The 25,692-nt window shown below is 61.2% G+C and carries 32 protein-coding genes; 30 read left to right on the top strand and 2 right to left on the bottom strand.

Annotation, left to right across the window (positions count from 1 at the left end):
- Positions 1-9 precede the first annotated feature (9 nt).
- The 27 genes from GQX66_RS20625 to recX all read left to right on the top strand — a co-directional run bounded on the left by GQX66_RS20625 (position 10) and on the right by recX (position 21,714).
- Positions 10-414, top strand: a complete 405-nt coding sequence (locus GQX66_RS20625; RefSeq protein ID WP_129973407.1) for a hypothetical protein — start codon at positions 10-12, stop codon at positions 412-414.
- A 100-nt stretch (positions 415-514) separates the two neighbouring features.
- Positions 515-700, top strand: a complete 186-nt coding sequence (locus GQX66_RS20620) for a hypothetical protein (RefSeq protein WP_039771239.1) — start codon at positions 515-517, stop codon at positions 698-700.
- 2 nt (positions 701-702) lie between these two features.
- Entirely contained in the window at positions 703-1,869 is a 1,167-nt protein-coding gene (locus GQX66_RS20615) for a phage tail protein (protein ID WP_074691321.1), read from the top strand.
- Positions 1,869-2,375: a phage major tail tube protein gene (locus tag GQX66_RS20610; RefSeq protein ID WP_102686570.1), complete on the top strand. Its 507-nt coding sequence runs from the start codon at positions 1,869-1,871 to the stop codon at positions 2,373-2,375. The genes GQX66_RS20615 and GQX66_RS20610 overlap by 1 nt, the downstream gene beginning before the upstream one ends.
- Positions 2,376-2,455: 80 nt before the next feature.
- Complete coding sequence (locus tag GQX66_RS20605; RefSeq protein WP_102686571.1) at positions 2,456-3,037, top strand: phage tail assembly protein; 582 nt, start codon at positions 2,456-2,458, stop codon at positions 3,035-3,037.
- A 128-nt stretch (positions 3,038-3,165) separates the two neighbouring features.
- Positions 3,166-5,640, top strand: a complete 2,475-nt coding sequence (locus GQX66_RS20600; RefSeq protein ID WP_102686572.1) for a phage tail tape measure protein — start codon at positions 3,166-3,168, stop codon at positions 5,638-5,640.
- Complete coding sequence (locus tag GQX66_RS20595) at positions 5,637-6,020, top strand: phage tail protein (protein WP_240871004.1); 384 nt, start codon at positions 5,637-5,639, stop codon at positions 6,018-6,020. Before GQX66_RS20600 ends, GQX66_RS20595 begins: the two co-directional genes overlap by 4 nt.
- Positions 6,013-6,225, top strand: a complete 213-nt coding sequence (locus GQX66_RS20590) for a tail protein X (RefSeq protein WP_085605268.1) — start codon at positions 6,013-6,015, stop codon at positions 6,223-6,225. The genes GQX66_RS20595 and GQX66_RS20590 overlap by 8 nt, the downstream gene beginning before the upstream one ends.
- A 9-nt stretch (positions 6,226-6,234) precedes the next feature.
- A complete protein-coding gene (locus tag GQX66_RS20585) occupies positions 6,235-7,263 on the top strand; it encodes a phage late control D family protein (protein WP_240871002.1) in 1,029 nt (342 codons plus the stop codon).
- A 61-nt stretch (positions 7,264-7,324) separates the two neighbouring features.
- Positions 7,325-7,909 (top strand): hypothetical protein, encoded by a 585-nt coding sequence (locus GQX66_RS20580; protein ID WP_240870998.1) that lies wholly within the window; start codon positions 7,325-7,327, stop codon positions 7,907-7,909.
- Positions 7,906-8,085: a DUF2635 domain-containing protein gene (locus GQX66_RS20575; protein ID WP_007954893.1), complete on the top strand. Its 180-nt coding sequence runs from the start codon at positions 7,906-7,908 to the stop codon at positions 8,083-8,085. The genes GQX66_RS20580 and GQX66_RS20575 overlap by 4 nt, the downstream gene beginning before the upstream one ends.
- Positions 8,085-9,581 (top strand): phage tail sheath subtilisin-like domain-containing protein, encoded by a 1,497-nt coding sequence (locus GQX66_RS20570; protein ID WP_085748141.1) that lies wholly within the window; start codon positions 8,085-8,087, stop codon positions 9,579-9,581. The genes GQX66_RS20575 and GQX66_RS20570 overlap by 1 nt, the downstream gene beginning before the upstream one ends.
- 67 nt (positions 9,582-9,648) lie before the next feature.
- Positions 9,649-9,996 carry a phage tail tube protein gene (locus tag GQX66_RS20565; protein WP_085697365.1) on the top strand — a complete coding sequence of 116 codons (348 nt, stop codon included), beginning with the start codon at positions 9,649-9,651 and terminating at the stop codon, positions 9,994-9,996.
- Positions 9,993-10,289: a phage tail assembly protein gene (locus GQX66_RS20560; RefSeq protein ID WP_085748142.1), complete on the top strand. Its 297-nt coding sequence runs from the start codon at positions 9,993-9,995 to the stop codon at positions 10,287-10,289. Before GQX66_RS20565 ends, GQX66_RS20560 begins: the two co-directional genes overlap by 4 nt.
- A 130-nt stretch (positions 10,290-10,419) precedes the next feature.
- The gene (locus GQX66_RS20555) at positions 10,420-12,291 is read left to right on the top strand and encodes a hypothetical protein (protein WP_240870996.1); all 1,872 of its coding nucleotides are present in this window, start codon (positions 10,420-10,422) and stop codon (positions 12,289-12,291) included.
- On the top strand, positions 12,278-13,513 hold the full coding sequence (locus tag GQX66_RS20550; RefSeq protein ID WP_240870982.1) for a DNA circularization N-terminal domain-containing protein: 1,236 nt from the start codon (positions 12,278-12,280) through the stop codon (positions 13,511-13,513). Before GQX66_RS20555 ends, GQX66_RS20550 begins: the two co-directional genes overlap by 14 nt.
- Positions 13,514-13,516: 3 nt before the next feature.
- Positions 13,517-14,560 carry a phage baseplate assembly protein gene (locus tag GQX66_RS20545; protein WP_102717220.1) on the top strand — a complete coding sequence of 348 codons (1,044 nt, stop codon included), beginning with the start codon at positions 13,517-13,519 and terminating at the stop codon, positions 14,558-14,560.
- A 27-nt stretch (positions 14,561-14,587) separates the two neighbouring features.
- Positions 14,588-15,097 (top strand): phage baseplate assembly protein V, encoded by a 510-nt coding sequence (locus GQX66_RS20540; protein WP_236188130.1) that lies wholly within the window; start codon positions 14,588-14,590, stop codon positions 15,095-15,097.
- Positions 15,097-15,495: a phage GP46 family protein gene (locus tag GQX66_RS20535; RefSeq protein ID WP_240870972.1), complete on the top strand. Its 399-nt coding sequence runs from the start codon at positions 15,097-15,099 to the stop codon at positions 15,493-15,495. Before GQX66_RS20540 ends, GQX66_RS20535 begins: the two co-directional genes overlap by 1 nt.
- On the top strand, positions 15,485-16,528 hold the full coding sequence (locus GQX66_RS20530; RefSeq protein WP_240870969.1) for a baseplate J/gp47 family protein: 1,044 nt from the start codon (positions 15,485-15,487) through the stop codon (positions 16,526-16,528). Before GQX66_RS20535 ends, GQX66_RS20530 begins: the two co-directional genes overlap by 11 nt.
- Positions 16,516-17,115 (top strand): putative phage tail protein, encoded by a 600-nt coding sequence (locus GQX66_RS20525; RefSeq protein WP_085748149.1) that lies wholly within the window; start codon positions 16,516-16,518, stop codon positions 17,113-17,115. Before GQX66_RS20530 ends, GQX66_RS20525 begins: the two co-directional genes overlap by 13 nt.
- Before the next feature lie 10 nt (positions 17,116-17,125).
- Complete coding sequence (locus tag GQX66_RS20520; protein ID WP_085748150.1) at positions 17,126-18,274, top strand: tail fiber protein; 1,149 nt, start codon at positions 17,126-17,128, stop codon at positions 18,272-18,274.
- 174 nt (positions 18,275-18,448) lie between these two features.
- Positions 18,449-19,012, top strand: coding sequence for a glycoside hydrolase family 19 protein (locus GQX66_RS20515; RefSeq protein WP_085748151.1), 564 nt, complete (start codon positions 18,449-18,451; stop codon positions 19,010-19,012).
- Positions 18,994-19,524 (top strand): lysis system i-spanin subunit Rz, encoded by a 531-nt coding sequence (locus tag GQX66_RS20510; protein ID WP_085748152.1) that lies wholly within the window; start codon positions 18,994-18,996, stop codon positions 19,522-19,524. The genes GQX66_RS20515 and GQX66_RS20510 overlap by 19 nt, the downstream gene beginning before the upstream one ends.
- 68 nt (positions 19,525-19,592) lie before the next feature.
- The gene (locus tag GQX66_RS20505) at positions 19,593-20,093 is read left to right on the top strand and encodes a CinA family protein (protein ID WP_085748153.1); all 501 of its coding nucleotides are present in this window, start codon (positions 19,593-19,595) and stop codon (positions 20,091-20,093) included.
- Between the two features lie 83 nt (positions 20,094-20,176).
- Positions 20,177-21,235, top strand: a complete 1,059-nt coding sequence (gene recA / locus GQX66_RS20500; RefSeq protein WP_003222269.1) for a recombinase RecA — start codon at positions 20,177-20,179, stop codon at positions 21,233-21,235.
- Between the two features lie 8 nt (positions 21,236-21,243).
- Entirely contained in the window at positions 21,244-21,714 is a 471-nt protein-coding gene (gene recX, locus GQX66_RS20495; protein ID WP_039771298.1) for a recombination regulator RecX, read from the top strand.
- A 70-nt stretch (positions 21,715-21,784) separates the two neighbouring features.
- Here recX and GQX66_RS20490 read toward each other — a convergent pair whose 3' ends face one another.
- Complete coding sequence (locus GQX66_RS20490) at positions 21,785-22,903, bottom strand: TIGR00730 family Rossman fold protein (RefSeq protein WP_236188144.1); 1,119 nt, start codon at positions 22,901-22,903, stop codon at positions 21,785-21,787.
- A 352-nt stretch (positions 22,904-23,255) separates the two neighbouring features.
- Here GQX66_RS20490 and GQX66_RS20485 point away from each other — a divergent pair, with 352 nt between their 5' ends.
- Positions 23,256-23,450 (top strand): hypothetical protein, encoded by a 195-nt coding sequence (locus GQX66_RS20485; RefSeq protein WP_085748155.1) that lies wholly within the window; start codon positions 23,256-23,258, stop codon positions 23,448-23,450.
- Here the strand turns inward: GQX66_RS20485 and GQX66_RS20480 are convergent, their stop codons facing one another.
- Complete coding sequence (locus GQX66_RS20480; RefSeq protein WP_085748156.1) at positions 23,451-23,876, bottom strand: PA3611 family quorum-sensing-regulated virulence factor; 426 nt, start codon at positions 23,874-23,876, stop codon at positions 23,451-23,453.
- A gap of 189 nt (positions 23,877-24,065) precedes the next feature.
- Here GQX66_RS20480 and GQX66_RS20475 point away from each other — a divergent pair, with 189 nt between their 5' ends.
- Both GQX66_RS20475 and erdR read left to right on the top strand, forming a co-directional pair.
- A complete protein-coding gene (locus tag GQX66_RS20475; RefSeq protein ID WP_039771302.1) occupies positions 24,066-24,809 on the top strand; it encodes a tRNA-uridine aminocarboxypropyltransferase in 744 nt (247 codons plus the stop codon).
- A 224-nt stretch (positions 24,810-25,033) separates the two neighbouring features.
- The gene (erdR, locus tag GQX66_RS20470; protein WP_085647827.1) at positions 25,034-25,684 is read left to right on the top strand and encodes a response regulator transcription factor ErdR; all 651 of its coding nucleotides are present in this window, start codon (positions 25,034-25,036) and stop codon (positions 25,682-25,684) included.
- Positions 25,685-25,692: the final 8 nt, after the last annotated feature.

Genomic DNA, 25,692 nt, shown 5'->3' with positions numbered 1-25,692 from the left:
GTGAATGGCATGAAGTACGTGACATTTGATGCCGCAGGCATTCTCGATTCTCGCCTGATTCGTGGCGTCAACGACATTCCCGAAGGCGCGCTCGAAATTGATGAAAGTCTGTGGATGCGTATTACCCAGGAGCTGGACGGTATCTGGAAACTCGATGATGCCGGAGTCATTTCCAAACACGCTCTGCCTGAGCGACAACCCGCGGAATACACCAGCGAGGAAATCGAGTCTCTTCGTCTGCGCGCATACGCGGACCCCATCACAGGTTCGGATCGGTTTTTTGCCGAAGCGCAACGGATGGAAGCCATGGGTGAAACTGGCTGGGAGGCTATCCGCGCCGCTGGAGTACTCAGGTTCAATGAAATCCAGCAGGAGTTTCCATGGGGGACTTCCTCCGCTCAGGTAACTCAATAGACGCCCCGTACCCCGGGGCGTTTTCTTTGACGCCCAATTCATTCAACACCCGCCAAGCCCCTCCCTTTGAGGGGCTTTCCCGTTTATGGAGAAACGAAAAATGGCAACCCGCCAAACCTACACCGTGCTTGTTCCATTCCCCACCGGGGGTGGTCACTGGTCGAGCGTCGGCCAGGAACTCGATCTGCTCGACGTCGAAGCCAGCGCATTGCACAGCGCCGGTCGACTGGAGTTGAAAACACCTACCACCAAGGCCGTGAAGGCCGCTGCCAAGAAGGCTGACTGACTATGGCTGAGGTTCTGAACTTCGAGCACAACGGCATTACCGTCAATGCCACCGAATCCCCCGAGGCCATGGGTGGCCTGGGCGACAACGTCATCGGTCTGGTCGGCACCGCGCCGAAAGCCGATCCGCTGATTCCGCGCAACGCACCGTTTCGCATCAACAGCTTCACCACCCACGCGCTGCTCGATCCGACAGGTTCCGAAGAGGGCACCCTGTACCACGCCGTTTACCAGATCCTCAAAGTGGTCAAGGTGCCGGTGTACGTGGTGATCGTCGAAGCGGGCGCGACCCCGGCCGATACCGTCAACGCCGTGATCGGCGGTGTTGAACCGGCCACCGGCCGCAAGCTCGGTCTGGCCGCACTAGGCAGCGTCCCGGAAGACCTGACCATCATCGGCGCGCCGGGCTTCACCGGCACTAAAGCGGTGGCCAGCGAGTTCGCCTCGTTCGGCAAGCGCATCAAGGCCCGTGTGGTGCTAGACGGCAAGGACGCCTCGGTCGCTGACCAAGTGTTGTACAGCCAGGAATTGGGCGGTGCGGATCTGGGTTTCGACCGTTGCCTGGTGGTGCACAACATGCCGGCCGTGTACTCGAAAGCCGCGAAGAAAAACGTATTCCTCGCGCCATCCAGTCTGGCGATCGCCGCGCTGGCCAAGGTCAAACAATGGGAAAGCCCGGGCAACCAGGTGACCTACGCCGAAGACGTGTCGCGGGTCGTGGAATACAACATCCTCGACACCTCCACCGAAGGCGATCTGCTCAACCGCTACGGCGTCAGCTACTACGCCCGCACCATCCTTGGCGGCTTCTCGCTGCTGGGCAACCGTTCGATCACCGGCAAGTTCATCAGCTACGTCGGTCTGGAAGACGCCATCAGCCGCAAGCTGGTGAAGGCCGGCCAGAAAGCCATGGCCAAGAACCTGACCAAGTCGTTCATGGATCAGGAAGTCAAACGCATCAACGACTGGCTGCAAACTCTGGTCGCCGACGAAACCATTCCCGGCGGCAGCGTGTACCTGCACCCGGAACTCAACAGCGTCGAGAAGTACAAGAACGGCACCTGGTACGTGGTCATCGACTACGGCCGCTACGCGCCGAACGAACACATGGTTTATCAACTCAACGCCCGCGATGAAATCATCGAGCAGTTCCTGGAGGACGTTCTCTAATGTTTACCAACCGCGTAAGACAGGCCATCGCGGCCACCCTGCAAGGCCTGCCGCTGTCGGCGACCGTGGAGGAATTCACTCCGCCGAAAATCGATTTCGACATGGAAAGCATGACGGGCGGTCGCTTCATCGTCGAGGAAATGGCCAAGAGCGCCAAGGCGCTGAATGCCACGCTCAAGCTGCAAGGCACCGGCGCTGAAGTGCTGCTGGCGATGGGCGTGAAACTGGGCGACGACATTCTGCTGAACGTGCGTGAAGCCGGTCAGGATCAGGACGGCAACACCTGGTTCACCTATCACACCATTGGCGGCAAGCTCAAAACCATGGGTGAAGAAGCAATCAAAATGGGTGGCAAAGCCCTGACGACGCTTGAGTTTTCCTGCCGCACCTACAACCGCCTGGAAAACGGCGTGCCGGTGATCGACATCGACGTGCGTACCCAGAAGTTCGTCCTCAACGGCGTCGACATCCTCGGTGATGCCCGTCGTGCGGTACTGATGCCGTAAGCCTTTCGGCAGATCAGGCACAAAACCTGTGGGCGTTCATGCCCACAGGAATCTTCAAGAACACCCAAGGAATTCCTTTCATGTCGTGGATGCCACCCAAGCATGACCTGCTGTCGCCGATCACCGGTGACGACGGCTCGCAGATCGAATCGATCCAGCTCAAGCCGCTGTTCTACGCCGCCCAGAAAGAAGCGCTGGAACGCGCAGGCGACGATGAAGACGACCAGTTCTTCGAACTGGCGCTGCTGGCCACCGGCTTGTCGGTCAAGGAACTCGACCAGCTCAAGCGCCCGGACTACGTGACCATCGCGCAGTACGTGCACGAATTCTCGACCCGTCCGGCGTCGTTCTTTCTCGACCAGGTCGAAGACGCGGAACAGTCCGATGATCCCGATCAGGTGCAACTGCTGTTGCCGCTCGCCGTCACCGGCCGCACCGTGACTTCGCTGAGTCTGGAAATGCCGGCGCTGCGGGCCACCAAAGTGATGAAGAAACTGAAAACGGCCAAGGAACGCGCCGAGTTCATCACCGCCCATTGCACCGGCCTGATGATCCCCGATCTGGCCCTGTTGAGCGTGCCGGACTGGACGCAATTGCAGGTGCGCATCGACGATTTTTTAAACCAGCCGGCGGCCTTCTTTCAGAACGCGACATCGAAGTAATCCTCGATATCGTGCCGCTCATTTACCCGGTAAGTGAGGCGGAAATTCTGGAGTGGGACGCCGAAAAGGCGTTGCGCCGCTACGACATAGCGATCACTCGCCTTGGCGTGAAACAGGAGTAGAGCGGCATGGCAGACACATCGTTTTCGCTGATGTACGCCGCGCAAACCGGCGGCGCAGGTTCCGGTTTGTCGGCAGGGGGATCGGCCACGGACAGCCTGATCAAACCACTGTCCGAACTGAAAGAGGCGCTGCTCACGGCCAGCCTGGACATCCGCAGTCTGGTGCGTGAACAGATCAAACTCGGCGCCGTTGTCCTGGGGCTGAACACGGCCATGGCATCGTTCAAGGTGCCAGTTGTAACTGCCGCGCCGGCGGCAGGCGGCGAGAGCAAGTCAAAGCTCAAGGCTGAGATTGAACAACGCTCGCCGCCGGCCTACCTGCAATCGGACATGGCCCTGGAAACCGCCATGGCCCAGCTCAAGCAGGTTCAAGGCCTGAGTGGCGACCTCGACACGCTGTCGAAAGCCAACCTCAAACTGGCCACCGACAAACGGGTTGCCGGCAGTGGGGCGACGGTCGTGGATCTGGTGCAGGTCGAGGTCGCGGCTGGCAGATCCGGGATTGGCGCCGGTCTCAAGGGCGCCGACAAGGAACAAGTGCTGCTGGACTTTGCCCAGGATGCAGCGGTCAATGCGTCGGCGTTCGGCATCAGCCTGAAGTCGGCCGGTGAAATGCTGTCGGCCTGGCAAGTTTCGATGAAACTGGATCGCGCTCAAGGTCAACTGCTGGCCGATGCGACTCAGCAACTGGGCAACAGCGGACTGAATGCGACGGCTGCCGATATCGGTTCGGTCGTGCAGCAATCCGGCGAGTCGGCCGTTGCAGCGGGGATTCTGCCCGAGCAGTTGGCGGCGCTGTCAGCCGCGTTGCTCAACGCTGACGTCGACAAGGCCGGGGCCGGGGCAGCGGTGAAAAGCATCAGCGCAGCCCTGGGCAAAGGCACCCAAGGCTCGGCGGCCGAGCAGTCGGCGTGGAAGGCGTTGGGGCTTGATCCCGGCAAGCTGACCGAAAACGTAGCGGACAACCTTGTCAAAGCGTTGGCGACATTGAAGCAACAACCGGCAGAGCAGCAAGCGGCGCTGGTCAAGACACTTTTCAGTGGCGACGACGGTGTACGCAAACTGCTGGCGAAACCTGAAGACCTGCAAAAAGCATTTGCGCTGGTCGCTCCGGCCAGACTGGAAGGAACGTCGACGCTTGTGTCCTCGCAAGCGGCCCAGAGCAGCCTCGCATCGCCATTCAAGGGTGAAGGAGGCGTGCGTCAATGGATGGGCAAGCCCGGTGAAGCACAGACGCCGATTTCATTGCTCAAGCCCAATGATCCACTGACACCGGCTTACAGCGGCGCGATTGAACGCAGCGCCGAGCCTGCGGGCAAAGACCCGCAGCGAAGCTGGAACGCGTTCGATGCCAGTCTCAATCGTCTGATCACGGCGTTGGCGCCGGATGCGACCGGCACGCTGGACTCGCTGACGAATATGACCAATGGCGTGGCCGATATGGCTGAAGCCCATCCCAAGACCTCGACGGCATTGGCCCTTGCGGGCGCTGGACTGTCGGCCATCGTAGTCGCGGTGATGGCCAAGGCATTCGGCAATTTCACCGACAAACTGCTCAAGGGCGTCGCTTCAAAATTGCCGTTCGGTCTTGGCGGTCTGATTGCCGATATTGAAGACCCGAAAGCGAAGAAAACGTCCGCCGGAAATAGCGCGGGCCATGACTGTTGCTGCTGCAAACCGCTGGGTGGCGGGACAGGCGGCAAGCTCAAGCCTCGCCAGTCAAGCATCAGGGCTCGAGTCGGACGTGAAAAAATCGGTCGGGTGACCCCTCGGGCACCACGGATCAGTGCACCGTCGGCACCGCTCGCGCCGCCGACTCGACCCGTTTTGCCCCTCATGTCCGGCACGCCCATACCGGGAACCATGACGGCATTTGCAGGCTCATCAGCCGTCAGTTCTGCACCGGCCGCTCCACTGTCCGGTTCTTACGCCAGGGCAGGCAGACTGCTTGCCAGACGGGCACCGCCGCTGCGGTTGCTCAGCGCCGGATACGAAATGGTCACCGGCGTCATGAAGGGCGATAAGCGTGCCGTCGTGTCGTCGGGTGCATCGTTAGCGGGGTCGTCTGCCGGTGCCGCTGTCGGTGCTGCACTGGGTACGTTGATTCTGCCGGGTGTGGGCACCATGGTCGGCGGCTGGCTGGGGAGCATGACGGGCGGGGCCATCGGTGATTCCCTGGGCGACAAGCTAGGGAAACAAGTCGATCGTCTCGGCACTCCTGCACAGGTCAGTAAAGACCTGATCGCGACCTCGGCGACCTCCACGATCCCCGCGGCGCTTGCCACCACAGCCTCTACAGCCGCGAGCCAGCCTGTCACGTTCAACTCCACCATCCACATCAACGGTCAGGATCAGGGCAGCGCCCAGGCACTGGCCAATCTGGTGGTGCAGACAACGATGAGCCAGTTGGGCCAGATCATGCCGACCAATCCGCTCGCCACACGACGTGACGCAGCCCTGACCGATGGAGTCGCCACATGAAACAACAAATGGCACTGGGCAGTTTCATCTTCGGACTGTCCCGGGATTTTGCGTACAGCACGCTGGCGCGAAAGTCCGATGGCGGCTGGACTGACCTGCAGATTCTCAACAGCAAACCCAGATCCCATCAGACAGGGCAGAAGCCTGAAACCCTGACCATCTCCGGCACCTCGATGTACGCCGTGGGGATGGAACGGCTCGATGAACTGCGTGCGCTGCAAGCACTGCGTGCACCGTTGCCGTTGATTGACGGCATTGGCCGCAACTGGGGTTTGTGGCGGATCAACAGCATCGACGAAAACCAGAGCGAGGTCATCGATGACGGCACCGCGATGGTGATCAAGTGGGTCATCGGATTGTCGGAGTTCAACAATGCGTAAGGTACGAAGCGTGGCCGGTGACTCGGTGAATCTGTTGCTGTACCGCGAAACCGGTCGCAGCGATGACAGCGCCGAAGAAGCCCTGTGGACACTCAACCCGACCCTGGCCGAGCACGGCCCGATCCTGCCGGCAGGTGTCTGGGTGACGCTGCCGGAACTCGACAGCAGGCCCGCCGCAATCAAACCGGTTCTGGCCTGGGATTAAGGAGGCTGCATGGCACAGGGATTTACGCCGGCGATCGAAATCTACGGCGCCCACAAGGACCTGCTGAACCAGCGCCTGATCAGTTGGGAACACATCGATGCCGCCGGCATGGAGTCCGATCAACTGACGCTGGTGCTCGATCTGGAAGGCCTTGAAGGCTTGCCGACCCTGGGCGGAACCATCGGCCTGCGGGTGGGCTATCTGGAGACCGGACTGGTGGAAAAGGGCCAGTTCAAGGTGACCCGACTGACGCCGACGCTGTTCCCGCTGCGCCTGACGCTGGTCGCGACCGCCGCACCTTTCAGCGGCAAGGACGAGACCCGATTCAAGGAACGGCGCACGGCCAGTCATGGCCCTACAACCCTTGGCGGACTGTTTCGCGAGCTGGTCTCGAGACACGGATTCTCGCCGCGCGTCGACCCCGAACTGGCGCTGATCAGGATCGCCCATGTCGACCAGTCGAACGAAACCGACATGGGCTTCATCACACGCCTGGCGAAAAAGTACGACGCGGTGGCCAAACCGTTCAACGACCTCTACGTACTGGCGAAACCGGCGCAAGTGAAAAACCTGTCGGGACAGGTCATACCGGACGTCAGGCTGTCGGTCACCCACAACAATCGACCGGGCGATCACGCCTTCATCAGCGCCACGCTGGAAGAAACCGCCCGAACCCAGAATCAGGGTTGCAAAACCTCCTTTTGGGACAGTGCGCTCGGCAAACTGCGCGAAGTGGTCACCGGTTCCGAACCCTACAAGGTCATCCGCCAGAGACTGGCCAGCGAAGAAGAAGCCAAAGCCATCGGCGAGGCCGAAGTGCGCAAGATGCTGCGCGAGAAATACAAGCTGAAGGTCACCTGTCCGGGCGATCCGTTGCTGGCGGCCGAAGGTCTGCTGGTGCTCGACGATACCTGGCCGGACTTCATGCGCGGTCGCTGGTCGATCGAGAAGGTCACCGCCAGTGGCAAGCGCGAAGAAAGCTATCGCTGTCTGATCGAAGCGACCGGTCGGGATCCCGAGGCAAAAGCCAGGGACTGATCCCCCGATCTCACCGCCACACACCTCACTGTGGCCACTCACACCTCCTGGAACGCTCCCCATGAAGATCTCCCCGATCCTCACGCAGCTGCGTGCGCAATGCCCAAGCTTTGCCGGCCATATCGCGACAGGTGTCGACCTGGTGCTTCTGCAAGGCGACCCGAATCTGCCGATGCCCTCGGCCCATGTTTTACCGCTGGCCGACGTAGCCAGCGTCAACACCGCACAGAACTCCCCCAGCCAACCGATCCGCGACCGCTTTGAAATCATCCTGGCACTGGATGCCACGGACGCCACAAAAGCGCTGGATCTGTTGCACGACCTGCGCGCCGAACTGTGGCGTGCGCTGGTGGGGTTCAAACCCGATTCCAACTACAGCGCCATCGTTTACGACGGCGGCGAAACGGTCTCGATCAACAGCAGCCGCGCGTTCTACCGGCTGCGCTTTTTTGCCGAGTTCCAGCTGGGCCGCAATCTGCCAAGTCAGCCTGCGGAGAGCTGGCACGAACGCGAACTGGACGGTTTGTCGTCCTTTACCGGGGCCACCGTGCGGGTTGATGCGATCGACCCGGCCGACCCCAACCTGAAACGCCCGGGCCCTGACGGGCGCGTGGAACTGACTTTCTCTGGAGACGTAATCCCATGAGCAACCGCATCACCGTAGTGCCTGCTGCCGGCCGTGCCGTGCCGGACCCGGAAGCAGGCGACCTGCTGCCACTGGAAGGCCGTGAAGTGCTGGACAGCGCCTGGTGGCGCCGGCGTCTGGCCGACGGCGATATCACCCTCAAAACCGCAACAGCTAAACAAAAGGGAGCCAAATAATGGCGATCGGATTCAGCAACATCCCTGCGGACATTCGTGTACCGCTGTTCTATGCCGAAATGGACAACTCGGCCGCCAATAGCGCGACCTCGTCCATGCGTCGCCTGATCGTGGCGCAGGTCAACGACGACATCGCTCCGGGCGAAGTCGGCAAACTGGTGCTGGTTTCCAGCGTGGCGCTGGCCAAGAGCATTGGTGGCCAGGGCTCGATGCTCGCGTCCATGTACGAAACCTTCCGCAAGGCTGACCCGATCGGCGAGATCTGGTGCCTGCCGCTGCACAACGCTACCGGCGCCATCGCCAAAGGCGTCGTGACCCTGACCGGCACCGCGACCCAGGCTGGCGTGCTCAACCTGTATGTCGGCGGCGTCCGCGTACAGGCCACCATCGCCAACGGCGCCACCGCCGCACAAGCGGCCACTTCGCTGGCGCAGAAGGTCAACGCCACCGCCGATCTGCCGGTGAGCGCGACCGTCGCAGAGGGTGTCGTAACGCTCAACGCCAAATGGACTGGCGACAGCGGTAACGACATCAGTCTGCAATTCAATCGCCTGGGCAAGAGCAACGGCGAAGAAACGCCGGCCGGCCTGGTCACCGCGATCACGCCGATGATCGGTGGCGTCGGCGTGCCGGATCAGGTGGCAGCGGTTGCTGCGCTGGGTGACGAGCCATTCGAGTTCATCGCTCTGCCATGGTCCGACCTGGCCACCCTCAACACCTGGCAAGCGGTGATGGACGACAGCACCGGTCGCTGGTCGTGGGCCAAGCAACTGTTCGGTCACGTGTACAGCGCCAAGCGCGGCACCGTCGGCACTCTGGTGGCAGCCGGTCAGGCGCGTAACGACCAGCACGTGACCATTCAGGCGCTGGAGCAGGGCGTTCCGCAACCGGTCTGGGTGCAAGCCGCCGCATTGACTGCGCGCACCGCCGTGTTCATTTCCGCCGACGCCAGCCGTCCGACCCAGAGCGGCAGCCTGCCGGGTGTCGATCCGGCCCCGGCCAGCGAGCGCTTCACCCTGACCGAGCGTCAGTCGCTGCTCAACTACGGCATCGCCACCGCGTACTACGAAGGCGGCTACGTGCGCATCCAGCGCTCGATCACCACCTACCAGAAGAACGCCTACGGCCAGGCTGATAACTCGTACCTGGACAGCGAAACCATGCACCAGTCGGCGTTCATCGTGCGTCGTCTGCAAAGCGTGATCACCAGCAAATACGGTCGCCACAAGCTGGCCTCCGACGGCACCCGCTTCGGCGCCGGCCAGCCGATCGTCACGCCGGCAACCATTCGCGGTGAGCTGATCGCCCAGTACGCCAAGCTCGAACTCGAAGGCCACGTGGAAAACGCCGAGCTGTTCGCCGAGCACCTGATCGTCGAGCGCGACGTGCAGGACCCGAGCCGCGTGAACGTGCTGTTCCCGCCGGATTACATCAACGGTCTGCGCGTGTTCGCATTGCTCAACCAGTTCCGTCTGCAGTACGACGACGTCGCCTGATCGGCTCGTTTGACACTGTGATTTCAGCCCACCTTGCGTGGGCTTTTTATTTGAAGGGAGTAACACCATGGGTCAACTGATTGCAGGCACCTGCTACGTCAAGGTCGACGGTGCACAACTGACTATCAATGGCGGCTGCGAAGCCCCGCTGATGGCCGTCAAACGCGAAACCGTCGTGCCGGGTTTCTACAAGGAAACCGACGTCGCGCCGTCGTTCAAGGTGACCGCGCTGCACACCGCCGACTTCCCGCTGAAGAAGCTGATCGAAGGCACCGATATCACCGTCACCTGCGAATTCAGCAACGGCAAAGTCTACGTACTGGCCGGTGCCTACCTGGTCGAAGAGCCCGTCTCCAAAGGCGATGACGCCACCATCGAACTGAAATTCGAAGGCATCAAGGGGACCTGGCAATGAGCGGCGCCGTGAAGCTTCAAGTTGCGATCGAAGCTCACGGCGAGCCTTTGACCGAACTCGTCCTGCGCCGTCCGACGGTGCAGGAGGTGCGAGCGATCAAGGCGCTGCCGTACAAGATCGACAAGAGCGAAGAGGTCAGCCTCGACATGGACGTGGCGGCCAAATACATCGCCGTGTGCGCCGGCATTCCGCCGTCGTCGGTCAACCAGTTGGACCTGGCTGACCTCAACGCGCTGAGCTGGGCCGTTGCAGGTTTTTTCATGAGTGCGGCGTCGGAACCATCACCGACCTGATTTCGGTCGCCTATGACCTGGCCTGGTTCTGGAAGGTTGACCCCGAACAGATGATGGCCAGGCCACTGGATGTGCTTCGCGAATCGCTGGAGCACGCGCAACGGATCAATGCGATGCAGCAGGTGCAGTGATGGCTAATACACAATTGAGCCTGATCCCGCAGAACTTCCCCGTCACGGTCAACATGCTCGTGGTGCTCAAGGGTGCCGAGAAAATGGAGGCCGAGATGAAGGGGCTGCGCGGCAAGGTCGCAGCATTCAAGAAAAGCATGGAAGACAGCGGCCTGGAGCCGCTGGATGTCGCCGGATTCATTTCCGAAGGTGGCCTGCTCAAGCCGTTTCAAGACGGCATCAAGAAGGCCATCGAAGCGCAGGATGCGCTGGCGAAGAAAGTCCGGGCGAACAAGGGGCTGAAAGTGCCCAAGGTTGTGCACGGAGAAACCTCGGCCAACCTTGAGAAGTTCAACAAGGCACTGGACAAGGTATCGCTGAAGATCGGTCAGGCGCTGTTGCCGGCAGTCAACAGCATCGTCACCGCTATCACGCCGGTGATCACCTCGATTGGTCAGTTCCTCGCGAACAATCCGTACCTCGTCGAGGGACTGGCTGCCGCGGCGGTGGCGTTCACGGTGGTGACGGTCGGTGCAATGGGGCTCGTCGCAGTGCTGGGCATCCTGGCTTCACCGATCGGCCTGGTTGCTGCGGCCATCGCCGGGGCTGTGGCGCTGATTGTGATTGGTGCGCGCCTGATCACCAACAACTGGTCTTCGATTTCCGGGGTCTTCAGCAAAATGTGGACTTCCACCCGTGAAGCCTTCGATAGCGGAGTCACGGCGGTGAAGGAGGGGCTGGCTTCGATGGGCGCCTCGATCGGCAAAACGTGGGATGAGACGCGTGAGCTGTTCTCCGCTGGCGTCGACACCGTCACGAAGTTCTTCGACGAGACCGTGGCGAGCGCGACGGCGGGTATCGAGGCACTCAGTACGAAGTTCTCTTTCTCGCCTCGCGAGGTGATGGACAAGGCGCTGGCAACCGCCGGTACAGTCATCAGTGACTTCTTTGACAGTACGATCGCCAGGACGAAGGCGGGTATCGAAGCACTCAGTGCGAAGTTCTCTTTCTCGCCTCGCGAGGTGATGGACAAGGCGCTGAAAACCGCCAGTACGGTCGTCAGTGATTTCTGGGACAGTGCGGTCGCCAATGCAACGACCGGCATCGAAAAACTCAAGGCCTCGTTCTCGTTTTCGCCCCGTGAAGTGCTGAGCCAGGCGCTGGCCACTGCCAGTGGTGTGGTCGGTGATTTTTACAACGGCGTGGTAGCCAGCGCAGGGGCGGGTGTGGGGTCGCTCAAGGCGCGGTTCAGTTGGTCGCCGATCCAGACCATCAACGAAGCCTGGCAGCCGGTCACTGATGTGTTCTCGGCGCTGCGGGATGTCGTTGGGGCTTCCATGGCCTCGTTGCAGGACAGCTTGCGCCGAGTGTTCGACGTCTTGCCTGTGGAGTCCGCAACGGCGGCCTGGGGTGGCGTGTCAGGCTACTTTTCCGGTTTGTGGGCATCGTTGACCACGGATGCGCAATCGGTGAAGGGTGTGTTCGGTGACCTTTTCGGCCAGTCTCCGCTGGACTCGATCAAACAGAAGTGGGAGCCCGTCATCGTCTGGTTCAGTGATATGTGGACGAGGCTGCAGAGCATCTTCGGACAGGTCAAGGAACTGCTGGGTGGCCATTTCTCCGGATTCTTCGAAACCGTAACCGGCAGCGCTGCGACACCTGCGGGGGCGGCCGGGTTGAACAGTCCGTTGCCACAGTCCTCCAGCGCCCTGATCCAGCAAAGTGCCGCCAACAGCCGCACGCAACTCGAAGGCGGCCTGACGGTGCGCTTCGAAAATGCGCCGGCCGGGCTGCGTACCGATCAACCGCAAACCAATCAGCCGGGCCTGGCGCTGTCTTCGCGCATCGGCTATCGCTCGCTGTCCATGGGAGGTTCCAATGAACTGGCGTGACCGTTTGGTGCCGGCGTCCTTTCGTGGGGTCGGTTTTTGGGTCGATCAGGCGAAAACCCCGGTCGGCCGCAACGGGCAATTACACGAATATCCGCAACGCGACCTGCCGTTTTTCGAGGATCTCGGCCAGCAGGCCAAGACCCACGACCTGACGGCTTTCATCGTCGGCCCCGATTGCCTCGAGCAGCGTGACAAGCTGCTCAAGGCGCTGGAGCAGGGCCGCGGCGAACTGGTGCATCCGTGGCTGGGACGCCTGCAGGTCAAGGTCGGCGAATGCGATATGACCCACACCCGCCAGGACGGCGGGCTGGTGACTTTCGCACTGAAGTTCTATCCCGACCGGCCCCTGCCGTTTCCGACTGCCACTGTCAGCACGCAGAAAGTGTTGCTGGCCAAGGCTGACACCTTGCTGGGTTCTGCGGTGGCACGTTTCGAACAGGCCATGACCCTGATCAAGGCTGCGCGAATCGGCATCGCCAATCTGCGCAATAGCCTCACCGGGGTCTATGACGTGATCAAGGAACAGCTCAAGCCACTGATCGAGCAGTACAAAGAGATCACCGAGCTGGTCAAGGCCGTCAAGGAACTGCCCAAGGAAGTGGCGGCGGAGTTCAAGGGGCTGCTGGGCGATATCAAGGAGCTGAAGGCGTTTGCGAAGGAGGGCTATCGTGGCGTGATTGCCGACGTGTCCCAACAGATCGAAGCCATCCGCGAGGCTGATGCGCCGAAACTCACCACCGGCAAGGACACCACGGCTGCGGCGCAGGCCATGGCCGATCTGGTGCAGGACACGCTGATCGTGAAAGTGGCGCAGTGGGTCGCCTCGATGCCGGTGGCTTCGACACCGGTGAAACTGACGTCGACGCCCACGGTGGCGCAACAGGCGATTCAACCGGTTACCCGCCAGGAAGTGCCGGTCACCGACGATCTGCAACTGCTGCAAAAAGAGCTGGTCGAGGCGCTCCAGCTGGCGCAGAACAAGGCCGATCCCGCGCACTATCAAGCCATCAGCGATGTGAAGGAAGCGCTGATCGCGCACCTCAAGGCTGTGGCGTCGTCCGGTGTGCGACTGGTCAGCAAGTCGTTTCAGGAAAGCCTGCCGGCGCTGGTCGTGGCCTACAAGCAATTTGCCGATGCGACCCGGGTCACGGAAGTGACCCAGCGCAACGGCATCGCTCATCCGGTGTTCTCACCCAACGATGTGAAAGTCTCCAGGGAGTGAGCCATGGACGAGATGGACAACCACGTCACACTGACGGTCGGCGACATGGAATATGGCGGCTGGAAAAGCGTGGAAATCAGCGCCGATCTGGAGCGCCAGTTCCGCACCTTCAAACTCGATATCACCTGGCAATGGCCGGGACAGACCGTCGATCAGCGGATCAAGGCTGGCGACCCGTGCGAGGTGCGGATCGGCAAGGATCTGGTCCTCACCGGATACGTCTTCAAATCCCCGATCAGCTATGACGGGCGGCAGATCAGCCTGAGTGTCGAGGGCAGTTCCAAGACCCAGGATCTGGTGGATTGTGCGGCGCGAAACATCCCCGGCCAATGGCAGGATCAATCGCTGTTGAACATCGTCCAGGCCCTGGCCGGGGAATACACGCAGTTTGTGGTCAACGAGATTCCCGAGACTGCACGCCTGAGCAAGCACACGATCGTCCCGGGTGAAACGGTGTTTCAGTCGATCGATCGTCTGCTCTCGCTGTACCGGGTGTTTTCCACCGATGACGCCGAAGGTCGACTGGTGCTGGCCAGACCGGGCAGCGGCGGCCGCGCCAGCGATGCGCTGGAGCTGGGCAAGAACATCCTGTCGGCCAACGCGCCGATGGATTACAGCCAGGTGTTCTCCGAATACCGGGTGATCGGCCAGCAAAAGGGCAACGACAAGAAGAGTGGGGCGGCGGTCAGCGAGGTTGAATCCAGTGCGACCGATCTGACATTCAAGCGTCGACGCACCACCATCATCAACGAAGGCTCGCAACTCACGTTCGAACTGGCCCAGCAACGGGCCCAGTGGGAAAGCGCCACGCGCATGGGCCGGGCGCTGACCACCACCTATCAGGTGCAGGGCTGGCGCCAGTCCAACGGCGATCTGTGGCGCCACAACACGCTGGTGAAGGTCAAGGATCCGGTACTCGGGTTCGATGAAGACATGCTGATTTCCAAGGTCACGTACTCGTTGTCGGCGCAAGGCTCGGTGACCACCCTGCAAGTGGCGCCGCCGCATACCTTCGACGCCAATCCGATCCCACCGAAAAAAGCCTGAGCCGGCACCTCCCTCCAAGGAAACCCTATGAGCCTACTGACACGCCTGCTGGCGCGCGGCACTGTCGTGCTCGCCAGTTCGGCCTCCAAGCTGCAATCGCTGCAAATGCGCCTCACCGCCGGTGAAGTGAACGACGACGTGGAGCACTTCGAACCCTACGGTTTCACCAGCCATCCATTGGCCGGTGCCGAAGGCGTCGTCACGTTTCTCGGCGGTGACCGCTCTCATGCCATCGCCCTGGTGGTCGCTGACCGCCGTTACCGCCTGCAATCGCTGGCGGCCGGCGAGGTGGCGATCTACACCGACGAGGGCGACAAAATCCACCTCAAGCGCGGGCGGATCATCGACATCGAAACCGCCACGCTCAACATCCGTGCAAGCACGGCCGTGAACTTCGACACACCGGTGATCAACCAGACCGGCAAGATCTTGTCCACCGGCGATCAGGTGGCCGGCGGCATCAGCCAGATCAAGCACGTGCACGTCGGCGTGCAGGCCGGTAGCGGCCAGACCGGTGCGCCGGCGGGAGGCCAGTGATGTTTATCAGTCAAAACCTGCACGCCGCGCTGACTCGCGCGGTGTTGATCAGCCTTTTTACCTGGCGCCGCGCTGCCGACGACGTTGCCCTCGACGACGAGGAACGTTACGGCTGGTGGGGCGACACTTTTCCCACCGTGGCCAATGACCGCATCGGTTCGCGGCTGTGGCTGCTGCGTCGGGTCAAGCTGACCCGCCAGACACAGATGGACGCCGAGTTCTACGCCCGTGAAGCCTTGCAATGGCTGATCGACGACGGCCATTGCAGCGCCATCGACATCATCAGCGAACGCCTCGACGCCCAGCGCCTGAACCTGCGCACGGTCCTGACCCTGGCCGACGGCGAGCGCCTGGACATCAACCCCGAAAACAGTTGGCAGGTGATCTATGCCGTTTGAAACCCCTTCGCTGCCGGTGCTGATCAAGCGCACCCAAAGCGACCTGGCCGGCGATTCGCTGCGCCAGTCCGATGCGCAAGTCCTGGCCCGCACCCTCGGTGGTGCGGTCTATGGACTGTATGGCTATCTCGATTGGATCGCCGAGCAGATCCTGCCCGATACGGCCGATGAGTCGACCCTGGAACGGATCGCCGCCCTGCGCCTGAACCAGCCGCGCAAATCCGCGCAGGTTGCCACCGGCAGCGTCAGCTTCAGTGCCAGCGCCGGGGCGGTGCTGGATGTCGACACGTTGCTGCAATCGAATGACGGCCGGACTTACCGGGTCACTGCCGCACGCACCACCAGCAACGGCATCAACAGCACGACCATTGCAGCCCTGGATCCCGGTAGCCAGGGCAATGCCGATGCCGGGCTGACACTGGTGCCGGTGCAACCGATTCTGGGCATTGCCGGTAACAGCTTTATCGTCCTGGCACCCGGGCTGACGGGCGGCATCGCCCGGGAAAGTCTGGAGTCCCTGCGTTCGCGGGTGATCCGCTCCTACCGGCTCATTCCTCACGGCGGTTCGGCCCAGGACTACGAGACATGGGCGCTGGAGTGCCCCGGGATCACTCGGGCATGGTGTCGCGGCAACTTCCTGGGGCCGGGCACGGTCGGCGTATTCGTCATGCGGGACGACGATGCGCAGCCCATTCCCAATGACGAGCAGCTCGCTGAAGTACAGGCCTATATCGAACAGTTGCGGCCGGTGACGGCGGATGTGCGGGTGCTCGCCCCGGTGCAAGTGTTGGTCAACTACAAGCTGCGCATCACCCCCGATACCAGCGCAGTGCGGGCAGCGATCGAAAGTCAGCTGCGTGATTTGCACAACCGAGAAGCCGGGTTGGGGGAGACCTTGTTGCTCAGCCACATCTCCGAAGCCATCAGCAGTGCAACCGGCGAGACCGACCACTCGCTCTCCTCTCCGAAAGCCGACGTGACAGCCGCCAGCAATGAGCTGCTGACCTTTGGAGGTTGCGAATGGCTGTCCTGAGGAACGCCGAGCAATACCGCAGTCAACTGCGCAGCTTGCTGCCCAGCGGTCCGGCCTGGGAACTGGAGCGTCTGCCGGAACTGGGCCAGGTGCTCGATGGCATCGCTGCGGAGCTGGCACGACTGGATGCGCGCGCCATCGTCCTGCTGAACGAGATGGATCCGGCTGGCGTCAGCGAGCTGGTGCCGGACTGGGAACGGGTCATGAACCTGCCGGATCCGTGCCTTGGCGCTACGCCCCTGTACGACGATCGACGCCTTGCCGTACGCCGGCGATTGCTGGCGGTGGGCGGACAGACGGCCGCGTATTTCATTCAGATCGCTCGCAGCCAGGGCTATCCGGACGCCACCGTCACCGAACTTCGGGCACCCCGCATGGGGCGCTCAAGGTTTGGTCAGGCGCATTTCGGGACCTGGAAGGCGCAGTTCATGTGGGTACTCAACACCGGTGGGCGCCTGTCGCTGGGCCGTCGTTATGGCGCCAGTTACTGGGGCGAACGTTTTGGCATGAACCCGGGCTCTGCCCTGGAATGCCTGATTCACCGCAGCGCACCGGCTCATACGCAGGTGCAGATCAATTATGACTAAGGAATGAATAATGGATTATCCAAAGAGTGTGCCCAGCGTTGGACTGGTCAATGGCAAGTTTGTCGATGAAAACCCGGTGGCGGGAACGCCCGGTTCGCTGATTCCGGCGATCTGGGGCAACTCCGTCACCGATGAATTGCTGGGCGTGATCAAGGGCGCCGGTGTGACTCCCGACGAAGTCGATCTGGGGCAACTGTTGCTGGCTGTGCGCAGGATCAATCAGACCGGGCTGGTCGATTACGCGATGGACACGGGCACAGCCAATGCCTATCGCGCCAACTATGCGCCGGTCGTTCTCAATGTGGTGGACGGGTTGGTGCTGCGTTTCAAGGCCCTCAATGCCAACACCGGTGCCAGTACCTTCTCGGCCAACGGACTGGCGGCCAAACCGATTGTCGGGGTTGACCACAACGCGGTTCAGGAAGGGGAAATCACGGCATCCGGCGACGTGTGGGTGCAGTGGAACAGCACCATTGCCGGTGGCGTATGGGTGATGATCGCGAGCACCGGCATGGTCAAACAGACCGGCAGTGACATTGGTGATATCAAAACCGTAGCCACGGCAGAGCCGCCCAAGGGATGGCTCAAATGTAATGGTGACATTGTTTCCCGCACGCAATATGCGGCGCTCTTTGCGGCGATCGGCACGCGATTCGGGGCCGGTAATGGCAGCACGACTTTTGCCCTGCCGGATCTGCGCGGCGAGTTCGTGCGGGGCTGGGACGATGGTCGCAAGGTCGATAATGCTCGAGTTCTGGGCAGTGCCCAGGCCGGTCAGAACCTTTCGCATACCCACGGCGCTTCGGCGGCGGCGGCAGGGGCGCATGCCCACGGTGCTTCGGCGTCCGTTGCCGGCAATCACGCCCACTCCGGTATCACCAATGAATCCGGGGATCACCAGCACGGCATTCTGGCTTCGGGTAACAACACTTCCTATGGCCGTCAGGGTACGGGCAGTGGCCCTGGTGACTATGCCGCCGTCACGGCTCCAGGCGGTAATCACGCGCACGGTCTCTATATCAACGCGGCCGGTGATCACTCGCACGCGATCACGGTCAACGCTGTGGGTGATCACACCCACGCGGTGACGATCGCTGCAGACGGGGGCAATGAAGCACGCCCACGAAACGTCGCGCTGCTTTACGTCATCAAGTACTGAACCGAGTACCGCAGGCAGCACAGTGCGTGCCTGCGGATCACTTCGGTTTCGCCTTTCCATTTGTCAGTCACGGGAGCGAACGACGGTACTCCTGAAAATTCTGGCAAAAAATGGCTGGCTGGCATCAGCCTGCAGCCATGGTTCAATCGGAGCATCCAGGGAGGACCGAGCATTATGCAAATTACTGAAGACAACCTACTCAACATCATGCCCAACGCCCGCCGCCAAGCGGGCGTTTTTGTTTCACCGCTCAACGACGCCATGGCCCGCCATCGCATCGATACACCGAAACGCATCGCTACGTTTCTCGCTCAGATCGGACACGAGTCCGGGCAATTGCAGTACGTACGTGAGCTGGGCAACAACCAGTACCTGAGCAAATACGACACCGGTACGCTGGCCTTGCGCCTGGGCAACACGCCCGAGGCTGACGGCGACGGGCAGAAGTATCGCGGGCGCGGGCTGATCCAGATCACCGGGCGCAGCAATTATCGTCAGTGCAGTCTCGGACTTTTCGGTGACGAGCGCCTGCTGGCCTTGCCTGAGTTGCTCGAACAACCGCAATGGGCGGCGGAGTCCGCGGCGTGGTTCTGGGAGAAGAATGGCTTGAACGAACTGGCGGATCAGGATCAGTTCAACAGCATCACCCGGCGGATCAACGGCGGGTTGAACGGTTTGCAGGACCGCCTCGACATCTGGGCGCGGGCGAGGGCAGTGTTATGCCAGCCTTCGGTCTGAAGTTCTGGTGTGTCATCGGCGCTTTGCTGCTGGCCGGTGGTTCGGCGGCGCTGGCCTGGCAGGTCCAGGACTGGCGCTACGAAGGACGGCTGGCCGAGCAGGCCCGGCTGCATGCCGAAGCCCTCAATCAATTGACTCTGACCGCCGCCACAGCGCAACAGGCGGAGCAGGACAAGCGCCTGGCCCTGGAGCAACGGCTCACGGCCAGTGATCAAACCCATTATCGAGCACTGAACGATGCCCAACGTGATCAGGATCGCCTGCGCGATCGTCTTGCCACTGCTGATCTGCGCCTGTCAGTCCTCATCGACGCAGGCGACGCTGCCCAAGGCTGCGGTGTGCCAGCCACCTCCGGCGCCGGCGGCGTGGATCATGCAGCCGTACGCGCCCGACTTGACCCGGCGCATGCTCGACGAATTGTCGCCATCACCGGCGAAGGCGACCGTGGACTGATTGCCTTGCAGGCTTGTCAGGCCTATATCAGAGCGCTGGCGCCCGAACATTTTGAATAAGCTTGTGTATTGAAAGCGCAACCGGCTCGTGTACGGTGGTACCCATTCCATCCGATCCGGAGCGCGCCGTGAAAGAAATCACCCAACTGGCGGCCGAACTTGGCCGACGTCTGCAATTGCTCAATGCCCACGTCACGACGGCCGAGTCCTGCACCGGTGGCGGGATTGCCGAAGCCATCACCCGCATTCCGGGGAGTTCGGCGTGGTTTGAGGCGGGTTACGTGACCTATTCCAACCGCCAGAAAACCCAGCAGCTGAATGTACCGACGGAGCTGTTCGGCACCGTGGGCGCGGTCAGTCGCGAAGTGGTCGAGGCCATGGTGCGCGGCGCCCGGGAAAAAAGCCTGGCGCGGTTTGCCGTGGCGGTCAGCGGTGTGGCCGGGCCGGACGGTGGTTCGCCGAACAAACCGGTGGGCACCGTCTGGCTGGCGTGGGGTGTGGGCGACACGGTTTCCAGCGAGGTCCAGCACTTCCCCGGCAACCGCGACGAAGTCCGCCGACAAACGGTGAAGGCCGCGCTAGAGGGCTTGCTGCGACTAGCGGCACGAGAAATCGAAAATCAGGGGTAGGCGATCCGTGAACGCTGTGGAATAATACTGGCTACTTATACAGGTGTTGGCCGTCAGGCCTTATTGATTACGTGAGGACTTTAATGGACGACAACAAGAAGAAAGCCTTGGCTGCGGCCCTGGGTCAGATCGAACGTCAATTCGGCAAGGGTGCCGTAATGCGTATGGGCGATCAGGACCGTCAGGCGATCCCGGCCATTTCCACCGGCTCTCTGGGTCTGGACATCGCACTCGGCATCGGCGGCCTGCCAAAAGGCCGTATCGTTGAAATCTACGGTCCTGAATCTTCCGGTAAAACCACACTGACGCTGTCCGTGATCGCCCAGGCTCAAAAAGCCGGTGCGACCTGCGCCTTCGTCGACGCCGAACACGCCCTCGACCCTGAGTACGCCGGCAAGCTGGGCGTCAACGTCGACGACCTGCTGGTTTCCCAGCCGGACACCGGCGAACAGGCCCTGGAAATCACCGACATGCTGGTGCGCTCCAACGCCGTTGACGTGATCATCGTCGACTCCGTGGCCGCACTGGTGCCAAAGGCTGAAATCGAAGGCGAAATGGGTGACATGCACGTGGGCCTGCAAGCCCGTCTGATGTCCCAGGCGCTGCGTAAAATCACCGGTAACATCAAGAACGCCAACTGCCTGGTGATCTTCATCAACCAGATCCGCATGAAGATCGGCGTGATGTTCGGCAGCCCGGAAACCACCACCGGTGGTAACGCGCTGAAGTTCTACGCTTCGGTTCGTCTCGACATCCGCCGTACCGGCGCGGTGAAGGAAGGCGACGAAGTGGTCGGCAGCGAAACCCGCGTCAAGGTTGTGAAGAACAAGGTCGCTTCGCCGTTCCGTCAGGCCGAGTTCCAGATTCTCTACGGCAAGGGTATCTACCTGAACGGCGAGATGATCGACCTGGGCGTGCTGCACGGTTTCGTCGAGAAGTCCGGCGCCTGGTATGCCTACGAAGGCACCAAGATCGGTCAGGGCAAGGCCAACTCGGCCAAGTTCCTGGCGGACAACCCGGAAGTCGCGGCCAAGCTCGAGAAGCAACTGCGTGACAAACTGCTGTCGCCAGCCGTGATCGCTGACTCCAAGGCTTCTGCGGTCAAAGAGACCGAAGACGACCTGGCTGACGCTGATATCTGATTGCACCGATGACAACCGCCGTACTCGATACCCTCGTCGCGGTGCGGCGAACCGCCATGGACCTGCTCGCGCGCCGCGAGCATGGTCGAGTTGAGCTGACGCGCAAACTGCGTCAGCGTGGCGCTCCCCCCGAGATGATCGAAACAGCCCTCGACCGTTTGACGGAAGAAGGGCTGCTTTCCGAAGCCCGTTATCTTGAAAGCTTTGTTTCCTATCGCGCCCGTTCCGGTTACGGCCCACTGCGGATTCGCGAAGAACTGAGCCAGCGCGGGTTGCAACGCGCCGATATCGAACTCGCCTTGCGCGAGAGCGGTATCAACTGGCAGGAGCAGCTAACAGACACGTGGCAACGGAAGTTCTCCGGACAGCTTCCCGGCGATGCCAAGGAACGCGCCAGACAAGGTCGATTCCTGGCGTACCGGGGATTCTCGATGGAGATGATCAACCGCTTGTTCAGCGGCAGAGGTATGGACGATTAAATCGCTCCAGCTTCAATCAAAAAATAAAAAACGGCCCGCTATTTCGATAGCGGGCCGTTTTTTTTTGCCTTCACGTTACCTTCGACGGTTCGCGAGTGCGTTGCGCGGTTTGGGGTTTTGAGTGGGCCCAGTTTTCCGGCAGGTTGATGTAGTCCACCAGCTCCCGCAGACGCCCGTGATCCCGGGCATTGAAGGCGAATGCCAGGCGCGTCAGGTGGCTGAATTGAGCATCGTCGTGCTCTTCGCCGGCGTAGGCGTGTTGATGGAACTGGTCACTCAGGCACAAATCGGCAAACGCTTCCTGCATATGCTCCAGGGCCTGATCGCTCAACTTGTGGTTCATGCGAATGACAAACTGGCGCTTGAGCCAACGGCTGGAGTGGAAGTTGCCGTAGAACTTGTTGATCTGCTCCACCGCCTCTTCAACGTTGTAGACCAGGCGCACCAACTTCAGGTCGGTCGGCAGAATGTAACGGTTTTCCTCCAGTTGCTGGCGAATGAAGTCCAGCGCGCCTTGCCAGAAAGTCCCGCCCGGTGCGTCCAGCAGCACCACCGGCACCAGAGGGCTTTTGCCGGTCTGGATCAGCGTGAGCACTTCCAGCGCTTCGTCCAGGGTGCCGAACCCGCCGGGGCACAACACCAGCGCATCGGCTTCCTTGACGAAGAACAGCTTGCGGGTGAAGAAGAAGTGGAACGGCAGCAGGTTGTTGGTACCGTCCACGGTGGGGTTGGCATGTTGTTCGAAGGGTAGGGTGATGTTGAAACCCAGGCTGTGATCGCGGCCGGCACCTTCATGGGCGGCGGCCATGATTCCGCCGCCGGCACCGGTGATGACCATCATGTTCGAGCGGGCCAGCGAGGCCCCGAGTTCCCGAGCCATGGCGTAAAGGGGATGTTCGACCGGGGTGCGGGCCGAGCCGAACACCGTGACCTTGCGTCGCCCCTTGAACTGTTCGAGCGTGCGAAACGCCTGCTCCAGTTCGCGCAGGGCTTGCAGGGTGATCTTGGCATTCCAGCGGTTGTGATCTTCCTGGGCCATGCGCAGCACGGTCAGGATCATGTCGCGGTAGATGGGGGAATTCGGACTGTTGGGTGACACCAGGTTGAGTTGTTCTTCGACCTTGCTGATGAGGTCGTGGCCGCTTTCCTGAAAATGACGGCTGAGCAGGTCATTCGGTTGGTAAGGCATGCAACTTCTCCTTCTGCACAGAGCTTTCGGCTCTGACGTGCGGCGTCAGTGCCGCGCTGCAAGAAAACAAACAGTCGGCAGCTCCTTTCCTGCCGTTAATAAAAGATCGGGAATACGTTGAATCTAGACCCTCAAAGCATTTTTCGCTCATTGAGCATTGCGCCGCAAAGTCTTTCCTGGCAACTGCTTATTGCCGCTTTGCGAAGTGTTTTCACCGCTCGTCCGATGCCACGTCGAGGGCTGAATGCTCTGATTTACTAAGTTAAAGGCGCCGTACGACAACTTTGCGTCAACGACCGTACGCAAGGTGCACGCTATTCAAGGATTTGCGGGTGGCAAGGAGGCAGGACACATGACCAGAGTCATTCTGGAGATCGATACGCAGCTGTATCGGTTGTTGAAAGCATCGGCCGAGACCAACCATGTGAGTCTCGAAGAGGAGTGCTGCCGACGCCTGGCGGGAGGGGAGCGCCGCTCGCGTTACTTGCAGGCCTTGCTGGCCGAACTGCGCGCCGAGGATGAACAGCGGCGCGCTACGTCGCGATGATTACTTCTTCTTCGCTGGAGCCGCTTTCGGGCAATCCGATTCCTGGTAGCTGGCGGAGCCGATCGCCTTGTTGCTTTTCACTTCGGTGAATTCATAACGCATGATCGCGCCTTTGGCCATCAGCTTGCGGTACGACGGATTGTTGCAGACCGAGGCGCCCAGCTGGAAATACACGGCTTTGGGGTCCGCACGCATTTTGTCGGCGTGGCTCTTTTGCACGCTCAGGTGGTTGACCAGCGTGGTGCCTTCGACGGTGTAGCCCTGATCAAGAATGTCTTCGTTGATCGCCCGTGGCGTGCCGACGCTGCTTTGTGCGGCGACATTGCGCAGCTCTCGGTTCAGATTCTGCTCACTCAGGGATGCAGCCTGAGCGCTGAAGGACGAGGCCAGCAGAATGGCAGCGGTGGGAACGATAAGGCGCAGCATGAAACTCTCCTGGTTCAGTGACTGGTGGTTCGACCAGCCACGTGACTGTGCGTTCAGTGGCGGCGAATTATAGGGGAGCCGGTCGGGAGGGTACAGGCTTGTGCCCGTCGCTCTGGTAAACTGCCGCCCTTTATTGCCCTGCCGAGTGTCGTTCGTGTCGAGTTTTCCTGTCTGCCGGTGCCGCCTGCGATGAATCATGCCCCCAACGCCGTGGCCCGCCTGCGCGATCAGCGCGAGGACGAAGGCATCAAGCCGATCCAGGCCCGTGGCTTTCGTTCCCCGCGCTGCCGCGATTGCCGGGTGATCATCAGCCATTGCCTGTGTGCCTGGCGGCCCACCGTCGATGCGCGTTCGGGTGTTTGCCTGATCATGACCGGCAAGGAAGTGTTCAAACCCAGTAATACCGGCTGGTTGATCGCCGACATCGTGCGCGACAACCATGCCTTCATCTGGTCGCGGACCGAGCCCGACGAGCAACTGCTGGCGCTGCTGAACGACCCGCAATGGCAGCCGTATCTGGTGTTCCCCGGCGAGTACGTCGAACCTTCGCGGGTGACCAACACCGTGGATCTCGATAGCAGCAAGCGTCCGCTGTTCATCCTGCTGGATGCGACCTGGACCGAAGCCCGGAAGATTTTCCGCAAGAGCCCGTATTTCGACCGTTTGCCGATCCTGAGCTTGTTGCCCGACAAACTCTCGCGCTATCGCCTGCGCCGCTCGACCCGCAGCGAGCACCTGTGCACCGCCGAAGTGGCGGCGCTGTGTCTGGAACTGGCCGGCGATTCGGACGCGGCGTCGGCGCTGGATGCCTATTTCGATGTGTTCAGCCAGCATTACCTGGGGGCCAAGCAGCAACTGGACGTCAATGTGTCGACGCCGGCCCACGCCGAATTGCTGCCCTATATCCGAAACGCGGCGCCAGTACCGGCCTGATCCTGGCCCATACTGCTAAAGCAGTGGCCGTGCGGCTTGACCACCCCGGCTTCGCTGGTCATGCTTGGCGCCGATTGGGGTGCGGCCAAGGTTTGAAACGCCGTTTTTGTTCGTGATTGGCGTTGAACGTGCCCCTGTGGATACCGCTGCCGGGCGGTATCTGGATTTGCTTTGGTGAGGCCCGAATGCGCGGGCCTGCCATCAAAAACAGGATCATTTGAAAAATGGCCACATACGACATCCTGATTGCCGATGATCACCCTCTTTTTCGTAGCGCACTGCACCAAGCGGTGACGATGGGCCTTGGCCCGGACGTACGCATGGTGGAGGTGGCGAGCATCGCCGAACTGGAAGCCCGCCTGACCGAAAAGGCTGACTGGGATCTGGTGCTGCTGGACCTGAACATGCCGGGCGCTTTCGGGTTTTCCGGGCTGGTGATGCTGCGCGGTCAGTACCCGCAGATTCCGGTGGTGATGGTTTCGGCCCAGGAAGAAGCCTCGGTGATGGTCAAGTCCAGGGAGTTCGGCGCCAGTGGCTTCATTCCCAAGTCCAGCGACCTGAGCGTGATTCAGGAAGCGGTGCGCAAAGTGCTGGACGGTGACGTGTTCTGGCCGCCCCAGGCATTCGAAGCGGTCAGCGTTTCGGATGAAGCCAAAGCCGCCAGCGATGGCCTTGCGAGCCTGACGCCGCAGCAGTTCCGGGTGCTGACCATGGTCTGCGAAGGTTTGCTGAACAAGCAGATCGCCTACGAGCTGAGCGTGTCCGAAGCGACCATCAAGGCCCACGTCACGGCGATTTTTCGCAAGTTGAACGTGCGGACCCGGACCCAGGCAGCTTTACTGCTGCAACAACTTGAGTCAATTCCGAGCCAGTAAGCGCTGGC

It is taken from the genome of Pseudomonas sp. B707 (assembly GCF_022496685.1).
Lineage (GTDB): Bacteria > Pseudomonadota > Gammaproteobacteria > Pseudomonadales > Pseudomonadaceae > Aquipseudomonas > Aquipseudomonas paraglycinae.
The sequence above is the reverse complement of the archived record's forward strand: the minus strand, read 5'-3'. Positions and strand labels throughout refer to the sequence as shown.